This is a genomic window from Marinobacter sp. NFXS11 (genome assembly GCF_040148675.1).
Taxonomy (GTDB): domain Bacteria; phylum Pseudomonadota; class Gammaproteobacteria; order Pseudomonadales; family Oleiphilaceae; genus Marinobacter.
In genome coordinates, this window is sequence record NZ_JAGDDV010000002.1 from 39,939 (window position 1) to 61,611 (window position 21,673).

Genomic DNA, 21,673 nt, shown 5'->3' on the forward strand with positions numbered 1-21,673 from the left:
ACTCTTTTTATAACCAAAAGCTGCTAGCCGTCAGTGTTCTCCGGCCGGCCGGCCAACGCCGGGATGACGACCGTCATCGGAAGCCTTTGGCTCCGGCGACGTCTCAGGCTCGTCGGCCTTGACGCCACCAGCGGGACCACTGTCCCCCCAACCTTTCGGCGGGCGAGGTGTGCGGCCTTCCATGATGTCATCAATCTGGTGACGGTCGATGGTTTCGTACTTCATCAACGCGTCGGCCATCATGTCGAGCTTGTCCCGGTTATCGACCAGAATCTGCTTGGCTTTTTCGTAGCAGCTGTCGATGATGTTGCGAACTTCCTCATCGATGCGCTGGGCCGTCTCCGGTGAGTACACCGTCTGGGACTGACCGGCAGACCGGCCAAGGAACGGCTCTTCGCTGTCGGTATCATACTGCAGCGGGCCCAGCTTCTCGGACAGACCCCAGCGGGTAACCATGTTGCGGGCCAGACTGGTCGCGCGCTCGATGTCGTTCGAAGCACCGGTCGTCACACCATCAAAGCCCAGCGTCAGCTCTTCCGCGATGCGACCACCGAACAGACTGCAGATCGAGCTGATCAGGAAGCGCTTGCTATGGCTGTACTTGTCTTCCTCAGGGAGGAACATGGTAACACCCAGAGCGCGGCCGCGCGGAATGATGCTCACCTTGTACACCGGATCATGCTCCGGCATCAGACGACCCACAATAGCGTGGCCCGACTCGTGATAAGCCGTATTCCGCTTTTCTTTCTCGCTCATCACCATGGACTTGCGCTCGGCGCCCATCATGATCTTGTCTTTGGCAAGTTCGAACTCTTCCATGGACACCAGGCGCTGGTTGCGCCGGGCCGCGAAGAGCGCCGCCTCGTTGACCAGGTTGGCGAGGTCCGCACCGGAAAATCCGGGCGTGCCACGGGCAATCAGAACCGGCTCGACACCATCCGCCAGAGGCACTTTCTTCATGTGCACCTTGAGGATCTGCTCACGACCAATGATGTCTGGCAGGCCAACAACAACCTGACGGTCGAAACGGCCCGGGCGCAACAGTGCCGGGTCGAGAACGTCGGGACGGTTAGTAGCGGCAATTACGATAACGCCTTCATTACCCTCAAAACCGTCCATCTCAACGAGCAGCTGGTTGAGAGTCTGTTCACGCTCGTCATGACCGCCACCCATGCCGGCGCCACGGTGGCGACCAACAGCATCGATCTCGTCGATGAAAATAATACAGGGGCTTTGTTTCTTGGCCTGTTCGAACATGTCACGAACCCGGGAAGCACCCACGCCCACGAACATTTCGACAAAGTCAGAACCGGAGATGGAGAAGAACGGCACCTTGGCTTCGCCGGCAATGGCCTTGGCGAGAAGGGTCTTACCAGTACCCGGCTGACCAACCATCAGGACACCCTTGGGGATGCTGCCGCCAAGACGCTGGAATTTGCTGGGATCCCGCAGGAAATCCACCAGCTCCTTAACATCTTCCTTGGCTTCATCAACACCGGCCACGTCCGCGAAGGTGGTCTTAATCTGGTCTTCGCTCATCAGACGCGCTTTACTTTTGCCGAACGACATGGGGCCTTTGCCGCCACCGCCGCCCTGCATCTGGCGCATGAAGAACACAAACAGTGCGATGATGATCAGTATCGGGAACGCGGCTACCAGAAGCTGTGTCCACAGGCTCTGGCGCTCAGGCTCCTTACCGATAACCTCAACGTTGTTCGCGAGCAGATCGTCCATCAGCTTGTTGTCAGACACCTGAGGACGGATTGTCTGGAACTGGGAGCCGTCACCACGGGTACCCTGAACCTGCAACCCATCGATTGTGACCTGACGGACCTGGCCTTCCTGGACCATCTCCACAAACTGGGAATAGTTGACTTGTTGGCCGGTGGTGGTGGGAGAAAAGTTCTGAAACACCATCAGCAGCACGGCGGCTATAATTAGCCAGAGAACCAGATTTTTTGCCATATCGTTCAAGGATCATCACCTGTGAATTGTAGGGTTAACCTTTCGCAAAGCACCCTTTTCTGACACCTTACACCAATTGTACGCCCGTCCACCAGAAACGGCCCATCCGTATCGGCCACACGCAGCACACAGTTTTTTAATGAAAAGTCGCCTTAACATTCATATTGGGCGCCATATCTGAAATTACAACAGCAACCCTCAATACGCCCCCATTTCCGCGAACCTTTTGACCCTTGCCACCCGGGTTGGTTCCTTCTGGTTGCCGACCCCACGTCGATACGTGTTAACGGCCATTCTTACAGCGGAACGATCTGTTACAATTTGGCGATTATACGTTCAAGTCAGCCTTTCCGCCGCTGACCTTTTGTTAATTGCACCAATAAAGAGATTACATCATGAGTCTTTCACCGGAACAGCGCCGGGAATACCGGGCGATTGCCCACAACCTCAAGCCCGTCATCATTGTTGGCGACAAAGGCCTTTCCGAGGGGCTGCAGGAAGAACTTGAGCGCGCACTGAATGATCATGAGCTGATCAAGATCAAGGTGGCGAGCCAGGATCGGGAAACCAGGCACGAAGCGATTACTGCGCTGTGCGAATCGTCTGGCGCTGAACTGGTCCAGACCATCGGTAAGATCGCCGTGATACTGCGTCGGGCCAAGAAGCCCAACCCCAAGCTCTCCAACCTGTTGCGCCACAAGCACTGATCCGGTCGCCCGGAATCCAGAAACAAAAAGCCGGCTGCGGGAAACCCGAGCCGGCTTTTTGTTTGCAAGAGACGAAATCAGACGTATTCGACTTGCTCGATCTCGTATTCCACAGTACCGGAAGGCACGCGAATTGCCACCACATCGCCCTCGCTCTTGCCAACCAGCGCCCGCGCAATCGGTGAGGAAATCGACAGCTTGCCTGCCTTGATATCCGCCTCGTCCTCACCAACGATCTTGTAGGTCACCTGTTCGTCCGTATCCATGTTGAGCAGGTGCACCGTGGTACCGAAGATTACCCTGCCGGTATTCTCCATGGTGGTCACATCGATTACCTGAGCGGCTGAAAGTTTGCCCTCGATTTCCTGAATGCGCCCTTCAATAAAGCTCTGCTGCTCACGGGCAGCATGATATTCAGCGTTCTCTTTCAGGTCGCCGTGCTCCCGGGCGTCGGCAATCGCCGCAATAACCCGGGGACGATCCTCGGACTTCAGCTTCTGAAGCTCCTCGCGGAGGCGGGTCTCGCCCGCCTTTGTCATCGGTACTCTGTCAGCCATAGTCTCACTTTCCTGCGTGAAGATCCTGGAGGCGGCGTACAGTGCGCTCCGGGCCGAACTTGATGGCCCGGCAGAAGGCTTCGCCGCCCGCCAGTGTTGTTGTGTAGGTTACCTTGGTCTGCAACGCCGACTGGCGGATCTGGGCCGAGTCGGAAATGGCCTTGCGACCTTCAGTGGTATTGATAATCAGCTGAACCTGTCCGTTCTTGATGGCGTCCACAATATGCGGACGGCCTTCACGGACCTTGTTCACCCGATCAACCTCGATTCCGGCCTCTTTCAGGGCCTTGGCGGTGCCGGTGGTAGCCACAAGCTTGAAGCCAGCCTCGACCAGATCACGGGCCACTTTTGCGGCGCCGGGCTTGTCAACATCCCGCACCGACATGAACGCAGTGCCCTTGGCCGGCAGTCGCTCGCCAACAGCCAGAGCGGCTTTGGCAAAAGCCTCGTCAAAGCTGTCACCCAGGCCCATGACCTCACCGGTCGACTTCATTTCCGGCCCGAGGATGGGATCCACCGCCGGGAATTTGTTGAACGGGAACACCGACTCTTTCACCGCGTAGTAACGGGGGATGATTTCCTGGGTGAACTCCAGTTCTTTAAGGGTCTTGCCAGCCATTACCCGGGCCGCCACCTTGGCCAGGGACACGCCGATGGCCTTGGAGACGAACGGCACGGTCCGGGAGGCCCGCGGGTTTACTTCGATCACGTAGATCTCGCCGTCCTGCCACGCCAGCTGCACGTTCATCAGGCCGATCACGTCCAGCTCGATGGCCATTTTCTTGACCGCATCGCGCATTTCGTCCTGAACCTGCTGGGACAGGGTGTACGGCGGCAGTGAACAGGCGGAGTCACCGGAGTGCACGCCGGCCTGCTCAATGTGCTGCATGATACCGCCGATCACCACGTCTTTGCCGTCGGAAATGGCGTCGATGTCTACTTCGATGGCAGCATTCAGGAAGTGGTCCAGCAACACCGGGCTGTCGTTGGAGACCAGCACCGCATTGCGCATGTAGCGAACCAGCTCTTCCTCGTCATAGACGATTTCCATGGCCCGGCCGCCCAGCACGTAAGACGGACGCACCACCAACGGGTAGCCAATTTCCCGGGCCGCCAGGATGCCTTCCTCGTGACTGCGCACAGTGGCGTTTTCCGGCTGCTTCAGGCCCAGGCGTGTGATCATCTGCTGGAACCGTTCCCGGTCCTCGGCGCGGTCGATGGCGTCCGGGCTGGTGCCGATGATGGGCACGCCGGCCGCTTCCAGGCCACGGGCCAGTTTCAGCGGGGTCTGGCCGCCGTACTGGACGATGACGCCCTTGGGCTTCTCGACGTGGATGATTTCCAGCACGTCTTCCAGGGTGATCGGCTCGAAGTACAACCGGTCGGAGGTGTCGTAGTCGGTGGACACGGTCTCCGGGTTGCAGTTGATCATGATGGTTTCGTAGCCGTCTTCACGCATGGCCAGGGCCGCGTGCACACAGCAGTAATCAAATTCGATGCCCTGGCCGATCCGGTTGGGGCCGCCACCGATGACAACAATCTTTTCGCGATCACTGGCATCCGCCTCGCACTCTTCCTCATAGGTGGAGTACATGTAGGCGGTATCGGAGGCAAACTCGGCGGCACAGGTGTCCACGCGCTTATACACCGGGCGGATGCCCAGGTCGTGGCGCAGCTTGCGCAGGCTCACCTCGGAGATACCCAGCAGTTTGGCCAGGCGGGCGTCGGAGAAGCCCTTGCGCTTGAGACGGAACAGGGTGGCCTGGTCAATGTCGGCCTTGCCGGCACTCTTCAGCGCCTGCTCTTCCCTGATCAGATCCTCGATCTGGACCAGGTACCAGGGATCCACGTGAGTATGGGCGAACACATCCTCCACGGACATTCCGCAACGGAAGGCGTCACCTATGTACCAGACGCGCTCGGCACCGGGCACGTTCAGCTCGGTGATCAGGGTTTCCTGCGAGTCCTCGGAAGTGAGGCTTTCCAGCTTCTCATCGAAGCCCTCGGAGCCAACTTCCAGGCCGCGCAGGGCTTTCTGCAGGGATTCCTGGAAGGTTCGGCCGATGGCCATGACCTCACCCACGGATTTCATCTGGGTGGTCAGGCGGGCGTCGGCCTGGGGGAATTTCTCGAAAGTAAACCGGGGGATCTTGGTGACCACGTAATCAATGGACGGCTCGAACGAAGCCGGGGTGACACCACCGGTGATTTCGTTGCGCAGCTCGTCCAGGGTGTAGCCTACCGCCAGTTTGGCCGCGACCTTGGCGATCGGAAAGCCGGTGGCCTTGGACGCCAGCGCCGAGGAGCGGGACACCCGCGGGTTCATCTCGATCACCACCATGCGACCGGTGTCCGGGTTGATGCCGAACTGGACGTTGGAGCCGCCGGTTTCCACACCGATCTCACGCAGAACCGCCAGGGAGGCGTTCCGCATGATCTGGTATTCCTTGTCGGTGAGGGTCTGGGCCGGGGCCACGGTGATGGAGTCACCGGTGTGGACACCCATGGCATCGAAGTTCTCGATGGCGCAGACGATGATGCAGTTGTCGTTCTTGTCGCGGACAACTTCCATCTCGTACTCTTTCCAGCCGATCAGGGACTCGTCGATCAGCAGCTCGTTGGTCGGAGACAGATCCAGGCCGCGGGTACAGATTTCCTCGAATTCATCGCGATTATAGGCAATCCCGCCGCCGGAGCCGCCCATGGTGAAGGACGGACGGATGATGCAGGGAAAGCCGATCTCGTCAGCGACTTTCCGGGCTTCTTCCATGGAATGGGCGAAGTTGGCCTTGGGGCATTCCAGACCAATCTTCCTCATCGCCTTGTCAAAGCGGTCCCGATCCTCAGCTTTATCGATGGTATCGGCGTTGGCGCCGATCATTTCCACACCGTGCTTTTCCAGCACACCCTGCTTTTCCAGCTCGAGCGCGCAGTTCAGTGCGGTCTGGCCGCCCATGGTGGGCAGCAGCGCATCCGGCTGCTCTTTCTCGATGATCTTCTCGACGGTCTTCCAGGTAATCGGCTCGATGTAGGTGGCATCGGCCATGACCGGGTCGGTCATGATGGTTGCCGGGTTGGAGTTAACCAGAATAACCCGGTAACCCTCTTCGCGCAGCGCCTTGCAGGCCTGGGCTCCGGAGTAATCAAACTCGCACGCCTGCCCGATCACGATGGGGCCGGCGCCCAGGATCAGGATGCTTTGGATGTCGGTACGTTTTGGCATGTCTTGGTAAACCTGTCAGCAACTTTTGAATTCTGGCAGCGCAACACGCGGCGCCCGTGAGTTTTCCGTGGCGATCGGTCTCAGGCCGATCGCGCCTCCATCAGGCGGATAAACTCGTCAAACAGCGGGGCCACATCATGGGGGCCGGGGCTGGCTTCCGGGTGACCCTGGAAGCTGTAGGCCGGCTTGTCGGTCCGGCGAATGCCCTGCAGGGTGCCGTCAAACAGGGACTTGTGAGTCGCCTCGACATTGGCCGGCAGAGTTGCCTCATCCACGGCAAACCCGTGGTTCTGGCTGGTGATCATCACGGTGCCGGTGGCGATGTCCTGAACCGGATGGTTGGCTCCGTGGTGGCCATGCCCCATCTTCATGGTCTTGGCACCGCTGGCCAGGGCCAGCAACTGGTGCCCCAGACAGATACCAAACACCGGAATCTCGGTTTCCAGCACTTCCTTGATGGCGGTGATGGCGTAATCACAGGGCTCGGGGTCCCCGGGACCATTGGACAGGAACACACCGTCCGGGTTCATCGCCAGAACCTCCGAGGCCGGAGTCTGCGCCGGCACCACGGTGATGTCGCAGCCGCGGGAGGCGAGCATGCGCAGGATGTTCAGCTTGACGCCGTAATCCCAGGCAACCACCTTGAACCGTGATTCCTCACGCTCACCGTAACCCTCGCCCAGGGTCCACTCGGTCTCGTTCCAGGACCAGATCTTGTCGGAGGTAACCTCTTTTGCCAGATCCATGCCCTTGAGGCCCGGGAAGGCTTTCGCCAGTTCCAGAGCCCGCTCGGCAGTGGCGTTTTCACCGGCAACGATGGCACCGTTCTGAGAGCCCTTGTCCCGGAGGATGCGGGTCAGACGGCGGGTATCAATGTCGGCGATCCCAACAATGTTGTTGCTTCGCAGGTAATCGTCCAGAGTTCCCTTGCTACGCCAGCTGCTGGCCAGCAGAGGCAGATCGCGGATGATCAGGCCGGCGGCCTGGATGCGGTCTGACTCGACGTCTTCTTCGTTCACACCGGTGTTACCGATATGCGGGTAAGTCAGGGTAACGATCTGGCGGGAGTAGGACGGGTCGGTCAGGATTTCCTGGTAGCCGGTCATGGCGGTGTTGAACACCACTTCGCCGCTGGTTTCTCCATCAGCGCCGATGGCTGTGCCGTAGAACAGGCTTCCGTCTGCGAGTGCAAGGATTGCTGGTGTGCTCAAGGCTTGTATCCTCATCGAGTGGCGTATCGGTTCGTCACGAACAGGAACGCAAGCGCAAATTCAGGTTGCAAAAAAGCGAGACGGAGTCTTAACTCGGTCCCGCTTTTTCAGAAACTTGGTGCAAAGGTACGCTTGGTGCAGTCAAACCGCCTTATTGTAAAAAATATGGCGCTTTGTGTCCACGAGAAATGGCCTCACTTGAGGTCCAGCACATCCTGCATATCGTAAAGCCCTGCCGACTTATCCTTCAGCCACAAGGCGGCGCGCATCGCACCCTTGGCAAAGGTCATCCGGCTACTTGCCTTATGGGTCACCTCGATGCGCTCACCCTCGGTGGCGAACAAAACGGTGTGATCACCGACCACGTCACCCGCACGAATGGTTTCGAAGCCGATTTCCTTGCGGGTGCGCTCGCCTGTAAAACCCTCACGGCCATAGACGGCGCACTCTTTCAGATCACGACCGAGGGCATCAGCAACCACTTCTCCCATGCGCAGCGCCGTACCTGAAGGAGCATCTTTCTTGTGGCGATGATGGGCTTCGATGATTTCCACGTCGTAGTCGTCACCCAGGGTTGCGGCGGCCGTGCGCAGCAGGTTGAGGACAACGTTAACGCCCACGCTCATGTTGGGCGCGAACACTACCGGCGTGGATTCAGCGGCCAGGGCCAGCTGCTGCTTTTCGGCGTCGGACATGCCGGTGGTACCGATCACGAGCATCTTGCCGTTGGCCTTGCAGAACTCGGCATTTTCCAGAGTCAGGTCCGGGAAGGTGAAATCGATAAGCACATCGAAATCATCCTTCACATCGGCCAGGCTGCCGGCCATTTTGACGCCCGTTTTGCCGATCCCGGTCATCTCGCCGGCATCGGCGCCGATCAGGCTACTGCCCGGCTCGACAACGGCGGCACCCAGCTCAAGACCCTCGGTGCCCTCAACGGCTTCGATCAGGACCTTTCCCATGCGCCCGGCGGCGCCGATGATTGCTACCCTCATGCTCGCGTTCCTTCTTGTCGCGCCGATCAGAATTTCATTTCGTCGAAGAAGCCTTTTACACCCTCAAACCAGGAGGTCTTCTTCGGACCGTGCTCTGTGCCGTTACTGGCATCCAGCGTTTTCTGGAACTCTTCCAACAGCTCTTTCTGGCGCTTGGTCAGATTTACAGGCGTTTCCACAATCACGCGGCAAAGCAAGTCACCAGCAGGACCGCCACGAACCGGGCTAACGCCCTTGTTGCGCAACCGGAAGAGTTTTCCGGTCTGGGTTTCCGGTGGAATCTTCAGTTTCACCCGGCCATCCAGAGTCGGCACCTCGAGCTCTCCACCCAGGGAGGCATCAACGATGCTGATGGGCACTTCACAATAGAGATTGCGACCATCACGGGTGAAGATGGAGTGCTCGCGCACGGCGATCTGTACATACAGATCTCCAGAGGGCCCGCCATCGATGCCCATTTCACCTTCACCTGAGAGGCGAATGCGGTCGCCGGTGTCCACACCCGGCGGCACTTTGACCGACAGTGTTTTCTCTTCCTGAACCCTACCCTGGCCATGACAGGCCTTACAGGGGTTCTTGATGATCTGGCCGGAGCCCCGGCAAGTCGGACACGCCTGCTGCACGGTAAAGAAGCCCTGCTGCATGCGCACCTGCCCCATACCTTTACAGGTACCACAGGTTTCCGGGCGAGAGCCTTTTTCAGCGCCGCTGCCATCGCACACTTCACACTCGCGATGACCCGGGATCTGAATCTGGACAGTCTTGCCCTTTACGGCCTCTTCCAGATCAAGCTCCAGGGTGTAACGCAGGTCGGCACCACGGGTATTGCGGCCACGACCGCCGCCACCACCAAAAATGTCACCAAATACATCGCCGAAGATGTCGGAGAAGCTGGCACCGCCGCCTCCGAATCCGCCGCCACCAGCCTGACCGTCTACGCCGGCGTGACCGAACTGGTCGTATGCAGCCCGCTTGGACGGCTCTGCCAATACTTCGTAGGCTTCGCTGGCCTCTTTGAACTTATTCTCGGCTTCGGCGTCGTCCGGGTTACGGTCGGGGTGATACTTCATGGCGAGCTTTCGGTAGGCTCGCTTAACTTCCTTCTCGTCCGCGTCCCGGGAAATCCCGAGAATCTCGTAATAATCGCGCTTGGCCATGCTTTTAAAACCCTGTTTTTAAACGCGGAAAACGCGGGGAGCTCCCCGCGTTTTCCAACTGCCTGATGTACGTCAGATTTATCGCTTGTCGTCGTCTTTGACTTCTTCAAACTCAGCGTCGACCGCGTCGTCAGACTTCTGGCCCTGGGCTTCTTCCTGTCCACCGGCCTGCTGGGTCTGATCCGCCTGATCTGCATACATCTTCTGGGCCAGCTCGGAAGAGACTTCGGTCAGCTTCTGAGTCTTGGCTTCGATGTCTTCCTTGTCCGAACCTTCCAGAGCTTCTTCAAGCTCCTTGATGGAAGCTTCGATAGACTCTTTCTCGCTGTCGCTGACCTTGTCACCGGCATCCTTCAGGGTCTTGCGAACAGCGTGAACCATTGCGTCGCCCTGGTTACGGACCTGGACAAGCTCCTCGAACTTGCGATCTTCCTCGGCGTTGGCCTCGGCGTCCTGAACCATCTTCTCGATTTCGTCATCGTTCAGACCAGAAGAGGCCTTGATCACGATCGACTGCTCTTTACCGGTCGCCTTGTCCTTGGCGGACACGTTCAGGATACCGTTGGCGTCGATATCGAAGGTAACTTCGATCTGCGGCACACCACGCGCTGCCGGCGGAATATCAGCCAGATCGAAACGGCCCAGCGATTTGTTCTGGGCAGCCTGTTTACGCTCGCCCTGAACCACGTGGATGGTTACCGCAGTCTGATTGTCATCCGCTGTGGAGAACGTCTGCGACTTCTTGGTCGGAATCGTGGTGTTCTTGTCGATCAGCGGAGTTGCCACACCGCCCATGGTTTCGATACCCAGGGTCAGCGGGGTGACGTCCAGCAGCAGAACGTCCTTCACATCACCGGAGAGAACGGCCGCCTGAATCGCAGCACCCATCGCCACAGCTTCGTCCGGGTTGACGTCCTTGCGGGCTTCTTTGCCGAAGAACTCTTTCACTTTTTCCTGCACCAGCGGCATACGGGTCTGACCACCGACCAGAATTACCTCGTCGATACCATCCGCTTTCATGCCGGCATCCTGCAGAGCCACTTTACAAGGCTCAAGGCTGCGCTGAACCAGATCTTCCACCAGCGACTCAAGCTTTGCGCGAGTGAGCTTGACGTTCATGTGCTTCGGACCACTGGCATCGGCCGTGATGTACGGCAAGTTCACATCGGTCTGCTGGCTGCTGGAAAGCTCGATCTTGGCCTTCTCACCGGCTTCTTTCAGACGCTGCATGGCCAGAGAGTCGCCGCGCAGATCAATACCGCTGTCTTTCTTGAACTGGTCTGCCAGGAACTCGATGATCTTCATATCGAAGTCTTCACCACCGAGGAAGGTGTCGCCGTTGGTCGCCAGCACTTCAAACTGATGCTCGCCATCCACATCAGCAATCTCAATGATGGACAGGTCAAAGGTACCACCGCCGAGGTCATAAACTGCAACAGTGCGATCACCGCTCTTCTTGTCCAGACCATAGGCCAGAGCAGCTGCAGTCGGCTCGTTAATGATGCGTTTCACATCAAGACCGGCAATCTTGCCAGCGTCCTTGGTTGCCTGACGCTGGCTGTCGTTGAAGTAGGCCGGCACGGTGATAACCGCCTCGGTCACTTTCTCGCCAAGATAATCTTCGGCCGTCTTTTTCATCTTCTTGATGATTTCCGCAGAAACCTGCGGGGGAGCCATTTTCTCACCCTTCACTTCCACCCAGGCGTCGCCGTTATCTGCCTTGGCAATCTTGTACGGCACCATCTTGATGTCTTTCTGAACGACGTCGTCTTCAAAACGACGACCAATCAGACGCTTGATGGCGTACAGGGTGTTGTTCGGGTTAGTGACCGCCTGGCGCTTGGCTGACTGGCCAACCAGGGTCTCACCATCGTCGGTGTACGCGATGATAGACGGGGTGGTGCGATCACCCTCTGCGTTTTCAATTACCTTGACCTTGTCGCCATCCATGATGGCTACACAAGAGTTGGTGGTTCCCAGATCGATACCGATAATCTTGCTCATTGAATCACTCCAATTCTTCTGAATGCTTTCCCGGAGGGCATTTGCCTCCGCTTTCGCTATTTACTGGCTATATTGGCGCTTTAATCGGCTTTTCAAGCCTGCTCATCAATTTTTGGTGCATCTTCCGCCTTGGCGACCACTACCATGGCCGGCCTCACAACGCGGCCATTCAGCAGATACCCTTTCTGCACCACGGCGACCACACTGTTCGGCTCTGCATCCGGAGCCGGCACCATGGACATGGCTTCGTGATGCTGGGGATCGAACGGTTCGCCCACCGGGTTGATCTGCTCAACGTTGAATTTCTTGAGACTGGACATGAACAGGCTCAGGGTCATTTCAACGCCTTCACGGATGGAGGCAACCGCATCGCCCGAGTCCTCATGCCCCTCAGTGCTCTCGACGGCCTTTTCCAGGCTGTCGGCAACCGGCAGAAGCTCTTTAACGAACTTTTCCAGGGCAAACTTGTGGGCCTTCTCCACATCAATCTCCGCTCGACGGCGCACATTCTGCATCTCCGCCTGGGAGCGCAACATCTGCTCCTGAAATTCCTGAACCTGAGCCTGGAGCGCTTCCACGTCGGAGGTTTCGTTGTCGCCAGCTTCGCCTTCTGCGGACTGGGCTTCCTCTTTCGCAGCCTCGAGGGCTTCATTCAGTTCCTCGTGCTCATTCCGGTTCTCGTCAGTGCTCATGGCTACTCCTGCTTGATCGAAAGCGGCCCGCTGTCAGTGGCCGGTTAAACATGGGATCCGGCCCCGGCGAGCCGGAAAATGTCGTTGCGAACGGATATGGGGCCCGCTCTTCAGGTTTCAACCACCAATGCCTGCAATCCTGAAGAAAATCCCTCAAGCAGGTTTGCAAACGATAAAAACCCTGTATATATTCACAGTCACTGTATACATCAACAGTATTAGCCGGTCTCAGGAAAAACGCGGAGGTTATCTGCATGCTGACTCAACTTACGGTTTCCAATTACGCCATCGCCGAACGGGTGGAACTCCAGTTCAGCAAGGGCATGACCGCACTGACCGGCGAGACCGGCGCCGGAAAATCCATTGTGCTGGACGCCCTGGGCCTGGCCATGGGCGGTCGCGCAGATGCCGGCGCCGTCCGCCATGGCGCCAAGCGTGCAGACATCACAGCCACCTTTGATGTAACCGACATTCCCGAGGCCAGCAACTGGCTGGCAGAGCATGAACTGGATGACGAGAACGACTGCATCCTGCGCCGGGTCATCAGCAAGGATGGTCGCTCCCGCGCCTACATCAATGGCCAACCCTGCCCCCTGAATCATCTGAAGGAACTCGGCGGCGTGTTGATGGATATTCACAGCCAGCACCAGCATCAGTCCCTCTTGCGCAAGGAAACCCACCGCAAGCTGGTGGACGAGTTCGCCGGCGTTGAGTCCCTGGCCGCTGAAACCCGGGAAGCCTGGAAATTCTGGAACCAGATCCGCCAGCGGCTGACCGAACGCCAGCAGAATGCCGATGAAGCAGAGGCCAAACTCCAGCTTTTGCGGTATCAGGTGGAAGAGCTGGATCGTCTGGCCCTGGAAGAGGGCGAGCAGGAAAACCTGGAACAGGAGCAGGCGCAGCTTAGCCAGGCGGATACGGTTCTGCACAACAGCCATCAGGCCGCCCTGCTTTGCACCGAAGATGAAACCAGCGCAGTGGATCTGGTGCGTCAGGCGTTACAGCAGCTGGAGCAGCTTCCTGTGGATGTTCCCGCACTGGCAGACACGATCCAGATGCTGAACGAAGCCCAGATCCAGATCAGTGAGGCCGGCGACAACCTTCGCCACTTCGTCGAGGACTACGAGGCCGATCCGGCTCGATTGGCGGAAGTGGAAGAACGGCTGAGCGCCATCTACCAGATGGCCCGCAAACACCGGATTACACCGGAAGAATTACCGGAACTGCATCAGCGCCTGAGTGCCGAGCTGGCCGAGCTGGACGGTGGAGAAGGCAGCCTGGAGCAGCTGGCCGCAGAGCTGGACAGCCAGCGCGGACGCTTCGATGAACTGGCCGGGGAGCTGTCAGAGGCCCGTGCCAGGGCCGCCGCCGAACTGGATCAGCGGGTCGCAGCGGAGCTTGCCCAGTTAAGCATGCCCAACATGCAGTTCATTACTCACCTGAACCGCAGCAATGGTGGGGAGCCGGCACCCCACGGACTGGAAGAGATTGAATTCCTGGTCAGCGCCAACCCTGGGCAGCCTGCGCGGCCACTGGCCAAAGTAGCCTCCGGCGGCGAACTGTCGCGGATCAGCCTTGCCATCCAGGTGGTGGTTGCCCAGACATCAACCACACCCACACTGGTCTTCGATGAAGTGGATGTCGGCATTGGCGGCGGCACGGCCGAGGTGGTTGGCCGACTATTACGGACTCTTGGCGGCAACGGGCAGGTGCTCTGCGTCACCCACCTGCCGCAAGTGGCCGCCCAGTGCCATCAGCACCTGTTTGTCAGCAAATTCACCGAGCAGGATGCCACCTTCTCGAAAATCGAGACGCTGGACGATCAGGGCAGAATCAGTGAAGTGGCGCGAATGCTGGGAGGCGTGGACATGACCGAACATACGATCGCTCATGCCAGGGAAATGTTTTCAAAGGGGCAGGCAACCCATCACTGAGCCGCGAGCAACTATCCACTACCCCTCTCGATCCTGAGAGCTGTTGGGGCGGGCCATAAACCCGCCCCTTTTTTCGTTCCTTCAGCCAACGGCCCGAGCCAGGCTCAGGACTTGATCGGCTTTACGTACAGGATCAGGCTGTGGTCGACGATTTCGTAACCGTGTTCTTCGGCAATCTTCTTCTGTCGCTCTTCAATGACCTCGTCGACAAACTCGATTACCTCACCCGTCTGGGTGCACACCATATGGTCGTGGTGGTCGTCGCCGGCCATCTCGAACACGGCATGGCCGCCCTCAAAATTATGGCGCAGTACCAGCCCTGCTGCTTCAAACTGCGTCAGCACCCGGTAGACTGTTGCCAGCCCCACGTCATCGCCTTGCTCCAGAAGCTTCTTGTAAACATCTTCGGCACTGAGGTGATGCTCCTCCGCGGTCTCCAGAATATTGAAGATTTTGACCCGCGGAAGAGTCACTTTCAGACCGACTTTTCGTAATTCGGCGTTTTCGGATGACATGTTACTATTCACTCTTTGGTGTGCCTCACGGCTTCCGGTATGATGAAGCCGCCATTGAACGGTTAAACCGTGTCACACCTGCCTCTGGCAGGCGATTTCAAGATAGAGGATTTCCCCCGGCGATGCAAAAGCTCACAGCTCTCATTCTCACTTTCGTTCTATCCGGTTGCGTTTTCCCGGGCGTCTACAAAATCAACGTCCAGCAGGGAAACATCGTTACCGATGAGGAGCTGACACAGCTGACCGAGGGCATGCCTCGCAGCCAGGTGCACGCCGTGATGGGAACACCGCTCATGCTCAACCCGGTTGACCCCTCCCGCGAATACTACGTGTATACCTTCCAGAGAGAAGGCGGGGACATCCAGGAACAGCGAATCATCGTGTACTACGAAGAAGACCAGTACGCCTATTACGAGGCACAACTGCTGGAAGAAACGCCGGCCTACTGAGCCTGATCTTTCTTTTTCGCCCGATTCAGTCGCGCCTGCTTCGGATCGATCTTCAGCGGGCGATACAGTTCCACCCGGTCACCTTCACGCAGTTCATGGGCGGCCGGGTCCTTGATCACCTTCCCGAACACGCCCATATCAATCGTATCCGGATCGATCTCCGGAAAAATATCGCTGATCCCGGACAGCTTGGCCGCTTCCAGGGCGGTCGTGCCCTCGGGCACATTTACCGGCACAATTTCCTGTCGGTCAGGCCGGGCATAGGCCACTTCCACCTGAATCATGCACCCTCCTTCCGGTAGAGCTCATCAGCGCGCCGGCAAAAGGCATCCACCATCGTATTGGCCGCCTGGCTGAATACCGGCCCGAAGGTCATCCTTGAAAGCGATCCGGAGAATTCGAACTCCAGGGTCAGGATCACCTTGCAGGCGTTCTCATCCAGGGATTTAAAATGCCAGCGACCGGTCAGGTTGCGAAAAGGGCCATCCACCAGGTTCATCTCGATCGCCTCCGGCATCAGAAGCTGATTCCGGGTCGTGAGCGTGTGCCGCACCCCACCCTTGGCAATTTCAAGCGACGCCGTCACCTGCTCCGGCTGGCGCTCATGAATCTCCGCGCCGGCGCACCAGGGGAGAAACTCCGGGTAACGGGCGATGTCGTTAACCAGATGAAACATGCGCTCGGCGGAGTGCATAACCAAAGCTGTTTTATCAATCTGATGGGGCATTGGAACCGGTTGTCCTGCTTGCAAACACGCTGTGAAAAGGTTGCAGACTTCTGGGAAGGAAGACAGCCTCAATCACACGCTATCATAAAGGATATCATCCTGTTTTGGGGCTTTTTCGCCTGACTTACCACCACTTTCCTCCACCCCCGTCGGCTTCTGGTCTGACGCGGGCGCTGTCTTCTCAGCCTCGGCGGTTTTCTCCTCCGGCTCGGCCGGCGTAGCGGCAAAAGGACGATCTTTCGTTGGCACTTCTCCGTCTTCCGAGACCATGGCAGCGGGCTGATCGCACCAGGCAGCAACGTTGCCGTTGCTGCACAGGTTAGCCAATGAAAAGGCCGTGTACTGGATCCCTATCCAGGCAACAACGATGGGCAGCACCAGGCGCATCACCCAGAACCAGATGCTGGCGAACAGTTTTGGCGCTGCGCCGAGCATGGTACCCGAAAGGTGTCGGGTCAGGCACCAGCCGGTAAACAGCGCAATCAGAATGGCCACGAGCGGGATCAGCAGGCCACCGGTGATCAGCTCCAGCCAGCGGAACATGGTGGCGCCGCCCATCCGCTCCTCGGCCCAGACATTAAACGACAGCAGAGACGCGAGCCCCGCCAGCCACACAGACAGGCCGATCAGCAGCACCGACAGTGCCCTGGGCGCCCCGGTCCACTCACGGAACCAGCCCACGATGGGCTCCAGCAGATTCAGGGATGTGGTCCAGACAATCAGCACCACCAGCAGAAAAACAGCGGCGATCACGAACTGGCTCGCGGGCAACTGGGCCAGCGTGACCGGCATGGAAACAAAGAGCAGGCTGAAGCCCCGTTCACCGTCAAAGCTGTTGCCGTCTGTTGCAATCGCGAAGATCATCAGGCCAGCCAGGATCGCCACCAGGGTATCCATCAACACCACCGCCAGAATCGAACGCTTCAAACGGGTTTGAGGCGTGGTATACGAGCCCAGTATCGCCCAGACGCCCATGCCCAGCCCGAGCGTAAAAAAGGCATGAAACAACGCGGCTTTCAGGCTTTCCCAGGAAAGGTCCTCCGGATGCATGGCCAGAATGTGGTTGATGGCCCCGTCGATCCGACCATGCCAGGCAGCCAGGGCGAACAGCACGAGCATCAGTACCAGGGCGCCCGGCACAACCACCCTCAGGGCCCTTTCCAGCCCTCTCACTACGCCCTGCGCCGAGACCCAGAGCACCAGCAGCAAAAAGAAGATATGCCAGCCCATGAATACCCGGTACTGCCTGGGGTCGGACACCAGCCCCGCCAGAATCCCGGTTGCCTCTGCCTCACCGGCGCCGGAGAAACGGCCAAGTGCGCCGAAGAACACGTAAGCCAGAGCAATGGATCCGAAGACTGCCGTAAAAGAGAGCACCAGAAAAGCGGCCAGTATGCTGAGCCGGCCAACCGCCATCCAGGCCCGAGACTGCCTGGCACTGCGAATCAGCCCGTCCATGGCCAGCACAATGCCGTGACGGGAATACCGACCAACAGCCGCTTCAGTCACCATCAGTGGCAGGGTCACCAGCAACAGACAGGCGAGGTAAAGCAGGATGAACAGGCCACCACCATGCAGACTGGCCAGATACGGGAACTGCCACAGGTTGGCAAGGCCCACGGTAGCGCCCACCGCGGCCCAGAAGAAGGTTGATTTTCGGGTAAAGGACCCGATATGTGTCTGATACGGCGTAGGCATTCGCGTCCCTGAGGCCACTCAACAGGTCGGGGGAGAAAGTCTGGGCCAGTATTGTAGCTGAAGGATCCCGTCGCGCACGAACCGGACACCGTCACAACGCCGAATTCGTGACCGGTCCGCCACTGTTGGGCTACAATGCGCCTTTTTCCGGCTGCAGCAACGCCGGCCCGTTCATTCGTCCGACCCCGGATTCATTGATTCATGAGCAAGAAAAAACCCGGAACGCCGAGCAATACCATTGCGCTGAACAAAAAGGCGAAGCACGAGTATCACATTGAGGAACGCTTTGAAGCGGGTCTCTCCCTGCTGGGCTGGGAAGTGAAGTCCCTGCGTGCGGGCAAGGCCCAGCTGGTGGACGCCTATGTGCTGCTCAAGGACGGCGAAGCCTGGTTGCTCGGCTCTCACATTACCCCGTTGATTGCGGCGTCCACCCACGTGATCGCAGACCCCACGCGCACGCGCAAGCTGCTGCTTCACGCCAAGGAAATTGCCAAGATCGTGGGCAAGGTCAACCAGGCCGGCTACACCTGCATTCCGCTGGCGTTGTACTGGAAAAACAACAAGGTCAAATGCGAAATCGCCCTGGTAAAAGGCAAGAAGCTGTTCGACAAGCGCGCCACCGAGAAAGAACGCGACTGGAACCGCCAGAAGCAACGCATCCTGCGCGAAACCAACGTTTGATCCTGCCCGCCACCAATTAACAAATACCTGACGCCGGTCATGGCCGGCGTGAACGGGTGTGTCGCATACTCACTCTCTTTGTTCAGAATTCCATCGGGCCTATACTCGGGAACTCTGGTGCATGGCAAAGGGAGCCGCTTATGTCACCCAAACAGATACCAATGTCCGCCGTAGACCGCGCCTGGCTACGCATGGACTCGCCCCAGAACCCCATGATGATCTGCGGGGTATGGACACTGGAACGCCCCGTATCGATGAACCGCCTCAGGCACACGCTCGAGGAGCGGTTTCTCTGCTTCAACCGGTTCCGGCAACGGGTGATCGACACTGGCGACCGGGCGTACTGGCAGGACGATCCCCTGTTCGATCTGGACAACCATCTCCACCGCATCGCCCTCCCGGGCAAGGCCGACAAAGCGGAGCTCCAGAAGCTGGTCAGTGACATGAACAGCACGTCGCTGGATTTCCGGCAACCGCTCTGGCAAATGCACTACATCGACAATTATGGGGACGGCGGCGCGCTACTCATCCGCATTCACCACTGCATTGCCGATGGCATCTCGCTGGTTCGTGTAATGCTGTCACTCACCGATAAAACGCCGGAACCCCGGCTGGGCAAAGTCGCCCGCAAGCGCCGCTCCAAACCCGGCAGGAAATCGGCCATCCAGAACTTCCTGCACCGTGCCGTGGACAGCGCGCAGACAGCTACCAACCAGGCCAAACTGTTTATCCAGTCCGTCCGTGAAGAGCCCAACTACCCGTTAAAATTGGCCACCACCGCCAGCGGTGTCGCCCTTGACCTCCTGAAACTTGGCCTGGCGCCTGGCGAACCCAAAACCGGCTTGAAAGAACCGTTATCCGGGCGCAAGCAAGTGGCCTGGGCCGATCCCCTCGACCTTGCCGAGGTAAAGGCCTGTGCCAAGGCTCTGGGGGGCACCATCAACGATGCCCTCCTTTGCACCGTCACCGGCGCCTTGCAGAGACATTTTGCCGCCCACAAGGAAACCATCCCCGAGTGCGGCATTCGGGTTGCCGTGCCGTTCAATCTGCGCCCTCTTGATCAGCCAATCGAAACCCTGGGCAACAAGTTCGGGCTCGTTCTGGTTACCCTGCCGGTGGAAGTGAGAGACCCGCTCATGTGCTTCCGCCAGGTGCAGGAGAACATGAACCGGCTCAAACGGTCCTATCAGGCCCAGGTTACCTACAGCCTGCTTGATATCTTCGGGCGCGGCCCCGATGTTATTGAACGAAGAGCCCTGGATCTGCTCAGCAACAAGGCCTCGGCGGTACTGACCAACGTACCCGGCCCGAAAGAGCCCCTGTATCTGGCGGGCAGCAAGCTGACCCAGCCCATGTTCTGGGTTCCCCAGAGCGGCAGCATCGGTATCGGCATGAGTATTCTCAGTTATGCCGGCACCGTGCAATTCGGCATCACCGTGGACAAGGCGATTCACGCGGACCCGGACGCCGTGATGGGCTACTTCCGGGAAAGCTTCGAGGCCCTGAGCCACGCGGCCCTGGCAGGCCGACATGACGCCATTGAGCGCAAGGCCAGCTAGGGTTCTAGGTACATCTACAGCCCCGAAAGCACAAAACTGCAACAAAGAAACCTTGAAGTCCGGCAAACCGGACACATATACTGAAGGTAAGGGGACGACATGGCTTCGACGCCGGTGGCGAACCCTTGAGTGCATGTCGAGATGGCAGCCAATCTCGTTAATCCAAAGCTGCAACGCAATAGTCGCAAACGACGAAAACTACGCACTAGCAGCGTAAGCTGCTAGTCGTCCTGACCGGGTCGCCCGTAGCCCGGAAGCAACATCTCAGGACGTCATCGCTTACGGGATGCTCCGTTACCCAGAGTTCACTGGTTAACGGCTAAGATTTAAAGAACTCGGTTCTTGCACCCTGGCTCTCGGGTCGCTTGAACTTAAATCAATAGAGAGACGCTAAACATGTAGACCTCAAGGCTGAGTACTGGCGGACGCGGGTTCAATTCCCGCCGTCTCCACCAAACAACCAAAAGGCCTCGTCCCACGACGAGGCCTTTTTTGTGCCCGGCCAGAGTGGTCTAAACTGGTTCCCTCAACGAAGATTACCCCCACACCCAAACATTCATTCTGTTTACAAGACGGAAGAGGGATTACGTATGCCTACTATGCTGACTCGCATTACCGGCCTGACCGCCGGTGTTCTGTTTGCGGCCGCCGCCCAGGCGGAGGCCCCGATGGTAAAAGAGCAGGCCCCGGGTTATTACCGCACCATGCTCGGCAACTTCGAAATCACCGCCCTGTCCGATGGCACAGTCAAGCTGCCGGTGGGCAAACTGTTGCTGAACACCACCGAAGAACACGTGCATAACACCCTGGCGGATAACTTCCTGTCTGCCCCGCTCGACACGTCCGTTAACGGCTATCTGATTAACACCGGCAACCATCTGGTGCTGGTGGATACAGGCGCCGGCAGTCTGTTCGGGCCAACACTCGGAAAACTCGTTGAGCATCTGAAGGCGTCCGGTTACGAGCCGGCAGATGTCGACGAGATCTACATCACGCATATGCATCCGGACCATGTTGGCGGGTTGGTGTCGGACGGTGAGATTGTGTTCCCCAATGCCATTGTTCGCGCCAGCGTGGAAGACCAGAATTTCTGGCTGAACGAAGACAACCTGAAGGCCGCTGATGAAGGTTCGAAGGGCTTTTTCAAGGGCGCGATGGCCTCTCTCAATCCGTATGTCGAATCCGGCCAGTTCAAGCCTTTCGACAAAGACCAGGAGTTGGTGCCGGGTATTTCTGCAGTGTCCGCCAGCGGGCACACCCCGGGCCACAGCCTTTACAAGGTTGAAAGCGGGGACAACACGCTGATGCTTTGGGGCGACCTGATTCACGTGGCAGCGGTTCAGTTCCCGCAGCCGGACATTGCCATCCAGTTCGATGTAAACAGTGAACAGGCAGTGGAGTCCCGCGCACAGGCCTTTGCCGACGCCCAGGAAACCGGTTACTGGGTAGGTTCCGCCCACCTCTCTTTTCCGGGCCTGGGGCACCTGAAAAGCGCAGACCAGGGCTACGAATTCATTCCTGCCAACTACCAGGGTGGTGTCGGCGCTACTGAAACTGGCGAATGATGACTCATTCCTGAGGACGAAGAAGCCGGAGCAA

18 protein-coding genes and 1 other RNA gene are annotated in these 21,673 nt (G+C 58.3%); 7 read left to right on the forward strand and 12 right to left on the reverse strand.

What is annotated here, in order from left to right; genetic code table 11:
- Positions 1–30 precede the first annotated feature (30 nt).
- Complete coding sequence (gene ftsH / locus J3362_RS09310) at positions 31–1,974, reverse strand: ATP-dependent zinc metalloprotease FtsH (RefSeq protein WP_349519303.1); 1,944 nt, start codon at positions 1,972–1,974, stop codon at positions 31–33.
- Between the two features lie 386 nt (positions 1,975–2,360).
- Here ftsH and yhbY point away from each other — a divergent pair, with 386 nt between their 5' ends.
- Complete coding sequence (gene yhbY / locus J3362_RS09315) at positions 2,361–2,672, forward strand: ribosome assembly RNA-binding protein YhbY (protein WP_008171523.1); 312 nt, start codon at positions 2,361–2,363, stop codon at positions 2,670–2,672.
- A gap of 77 nt (positions 2,673–2,749) precedes the next feature.
- Here the strand turns inward: yhbY and greA are convergent, their stop codons facing one another.
- From greA to grpE, 7 genes are all read right to left on the reverse strand, one after another.
- Positions 2,750–3,229 carry a transcription elongation factor GreA gene (greA, locus tag J3362_RS09320; RefSeq protein WP_349519305.1) on the reverse strand — a complete coding sequence of 160 codons (480 nt, stop codon included), beginning with the start codon at positions 3,227–3,229 and terminating at the stop codon, positions 2,750–2,752.
- Positions 3,230–3,233: 4 nt separating this feature from the next.
- Positions 3,234–6,452 (reverse strand): carbamoyl-phosphate synthase large subunit, encoded by a 3,219-nt coding sequence (gene carB / locus J3362_RS09325; RefSeq protein ID WP_349519306.1) that lies wholly within the window; start codon positions 6,450–6,452, stop codon positions 3,234–3,236.
- Positions 6,453–6,532: 80 nt separating this feature from the next.
- A complete protein-coding gene (carA, locus tag J3362_RS09330; RefSeq protein ID WP_349519307.1) occupies positions 6,533–7,663 on the reverse strand; it encodes a glutamine-hydrolyzing carbamoyl-phosphate synthase small subunit in 1,131 nt (376 codons plus the stop codon).
- Between the two features lie 194 nt (positions 7,664–7,857).
- The gene (dapB, locus tag J3362_RS09335; protein ID WP_349519308.1) at positions 7,858–8,658 is read right to left on the reverse strand and encodes a 4-hydroxy-tetrahydrodipicolinate reductase; all 801 of its coding nucleotides are present in this window, start codon (positions 8,656–8,658) and stop codon (positions 7,858–7,860) included.
- Between the two features lie 26 nt (positions 8,659–8,684).
- Positions 8,685–9,815 (reverse strand): molecular chaperone DnaJ, encoded by a 1,131-nt coding sequence (gene dnaJ, locus J3362_RS09340; RefSeq protein WP_349519309.1) that lies wholly within the window; start codon positions 9,813–9,815, stop codon positions 8,685–8,687.
- A gap of 78 nt (positions 9,816–9,893) precedes the next feature.
- Positions 9,894–11,819: a molecular chaperone DnaK gene (dnaK, locus tag J3362_RS09345; protein ID WP_349519310.1), complete on the reverse strand. Its 1,926-nt coding sequence runs from the start codon at positions 11,817–11,819 to the stop codon at positions 9,894–9,896.
- Positions 11,820–11,911: 92 nt separating this feature from the next.
- Complete coding sequence (gene grpE, locus J3362_RS09350) at positions 11,912–12,511, reverse strand: nucleotide exchange factor GrpE (RefSeq protein ID WP_349519311.1); 600 nt, start codon at positions 12,509–12,511, stop codon at positions 11,912–11,914.
- Between the two features lie 254 nt (positions 12,512–12,765).
- Here grpE and recN point away from each other — a divergent pair, with 254 nt between their 5' ends.
- Entirely contained in the window at positions 12,766–14,445 is a 1,680-nt protein-coding gene (gene recN / locus J3362_RS09355; protein WP_349519313.1) for a DNA repair protein RecN, read from the forward strand.
- Positions 14,446–14,549: 104 nt separating this feature from the next.
- Here recN and fur read toward each other — a convergent pair whose 3' ends face one another.
- Positions 14,550–14,960: a ferric iron uptake transcriptional regulator gene (gene fur / locus J3362_RS09360; protein WP_104321777.1), complete on the reverse strand. Its 411-nt coding sequence runs from the start codon at positions 14,958–14,960 to the stop codon at positions 14,550–14,552.
- 122 nt (positions 14,961–15,082) lie between these two features.
- On the opposite strand from fur, the gene J3362_RS09365 reads away from it, so the two are divergent.
- Positions 15,083–15,409, forward strand: coding sequence for an outer membrane protein assembly factor BamE (locus J3362_RS09365; RefSeq protein WP_008171511.1), 327 nt, complete (start codon positions 15,083–15,085; stop codon positions 15,407–15,409).
- Here J3362_RS09365 and J3362_RS09370 read toward each other — a convergent pair.
- The 3 genes from J3362_RS09370 to J3362_RS09380 form a co-directional block, all read right to left on the reverse strand.
- Positions 15,403–15,693 carry an RnfH family protein gene (locus tag J3362_RS09370; protein WP_008171510.1) on the reverse strand — a complete coding sequence of 97 codons (291 nt, stop codon included), beginning with the start codon at positions 15,691–15,693 and terminating at the stop codon, positions 15,403–15,405. The genes J3362_RS09365 and J3362_RS09370 overlap by 7 nt on opposite strands.
- On the reverse strand, positions 15,690–16,136 hold the full coding sequence (locus J3362_RS09375; RefSeq protein WP_008171509.1) for a type II toxin-antitoxin system RatA family toxin: 447 nt from the start codon (positions 16,134–16,136) through the stop codon (positions 15,690–15,692). The genes J3362_RS09370 and J3362_RS09375 overlap by 4 nt, the downstream gene beginning before the upstream one ends.
- A 72-nt stretch (positions 16,137–16,208) precedes the next feature.
- Positions 16,209–17,834, reverse strand: coding sequence for a sodium-dependent transporter (locus J3362_RS09380; RefSeq protein ID WP_349519316.1), 1,626 nt, complete (start codon positions 17,832–17,834; stop codon positions 16,209–16,211).
- A 201-nt stretch (positions 17,835–18,035) separates the two neighbouring features.
- On the opposite strand from J3362_RS09380, the gene smpB reads away from it, so the two are divergent.
- The 4 genes from smpB (at position 18,036) to J3362_RS09400 (ending at position 21,639) form a co-directional block, all read left to right on the forward strand.
- Positions 18,036–18,515 (forward strand): SsrA-binding protein SmpB, encoded by a 480-nt coding sequence (gene smpB, locus J3362_RS09385; RefSeq protein WP_008171507.1) that lies wholly within the window; start codon positions 18,036–18,038, stop codon positions 18,513–18,515.
- A gap of 140 nt (positions 18,516–18,655) precedes the next feature.
- Positions 18,656–20,074 (forward strand): WS/DGAT/MGAT family O-acyltransferase, encoded by a 1,419-nt coding sequence (locus J3362_RS09390; protein ID WP_041645611.1) that lies wholly within the window; start codon positions 18,656–18,658, stop codon positions 20,072–20,074.
- A 90-nt stretch (positions 20,075–20,164) separates the two neighbouring features.
- Positions 20,165–20,529, forward strand: a transfer-messenger RNA (tmRNA) gene (gene ssrA / locus J3362_RS09395).
- Between the two features lie 135 nt (positions 20,530–20,664).
- Positions 20,665–21,639 carry an MBL fold metallo-hydrolase gene (locus J3362_RS09400; RefSeq protein WP_349519317.1) on the forward strand — a complete coding sequence of 325 codons (975 nt, stop codon included), beginning with the start codon at positions 20,665–20,667 and terminating at the stop codon, positions 21,637–21,639.
- Positions 21,640–21,673: the final 34 nt, after the last annotated feature.

Coding starts and splice junctions, on each gene's coding strand:
- yhbY (WP_008171523.1), top strand. CDS start 2,361: ATGAGTCTTTCACCGGAACAGCGCCGGGAATACCGGGCGATTGCCCAC.
- greA (WP_349519305.1), bottom strand. CDS start 3,229: ATGGCTGACAGAGTACCGATGACAAAGGCGGGCGAGACCCGCCTCCGC.
- carB (WP_349519306.1), bottom strand. CDS start 6,452: ATGCCAAAACGTACCGACATCCAAAGCATCCTGATCCTGGGCGCCGGC.
- dapB (WP_349519308.1), bottom strand. CDS start 8,658: ATGAGGGTAGCAATCATCGGCGCCGCCGGGCGCATGGGAAAGGTCCTG.
- dnaJ (WP_349519309.1), bottom strand. CDS start 9,815: ATGGCCAAGCGCGATTATTACGAGATTCTCGGGATTTCCCGGGACGCG.
- dnaK (WP_349519310.1), bottom strand. CDS start 11,819: ATGAGCAAGATTATCGGTATCGATCTGGGAACCACCAACTCTTGTGTA.
- grpE (WP_349519311.1), bottom strand. CDS start 12,511: ATGAGCACTGACGAGAACCGGAATGAGCACGAGGAACTGAATGAAGCC.
- recN (WP_349519313.1), top strand. CDS start 12,766: ATGCTGACTCAACTTACGGTTTCCAATTACGCCATCGCCGAACGGGTG.
- fur (WP_104321777.1), bottom strand. CDS start 14,960: ATGTCATCCGAAAACGCCGAATTACGAAAAGTCGGTCTGAAAGTGACT.
- J3362_RS09365 (WP_008171511.1), top strand. CDS start 15,083: ATGCAAAAGCTCACAGCTCTCATTCTCACTTTCGTTCTATCCGGTTGC.
- J3362_RS09370 (WP_008171510.1), bottom strand. CDS start 15,693: ATGATTCAGGTGGAAGTGGCCTATGCCCGGCCTGACCGACAGGAAATT.
- J3362_RS09375 (WP_008171509.1), bottom strand. CDS start 16,136: ATGCCCCATCAGATTGATAAAACAGCTTTGGTTATGCACTCCGCCGAG.
- J3362_RS09380 (WP_349519316.1), bottom strand. CDS start 17,834: ATGCCTACGCCGTATCAGACACATATCGGGTCCTTTACCCGAAAATCA.
- smpB (WP_008171507.1), top strand. CDS start 18,036: ATGAGCAAGAAAAAACCCGGAACGCCGAGCAATACCATTGCGCTGAAC.
- J3362_RS09390 (WP_041645611.1), top strand. CDS start 18,656: ATGTCACCCAAACAGATACCAATGTCCGCCGTAGACCGCGCCTGGCTA.
- J3362_RS09400 (WP_349519317.1), top strand. CDS start 20,665: ATGCCTACTATGCTGACTCGCATTACCGGCCTGACCGCCGGTGTTCTG.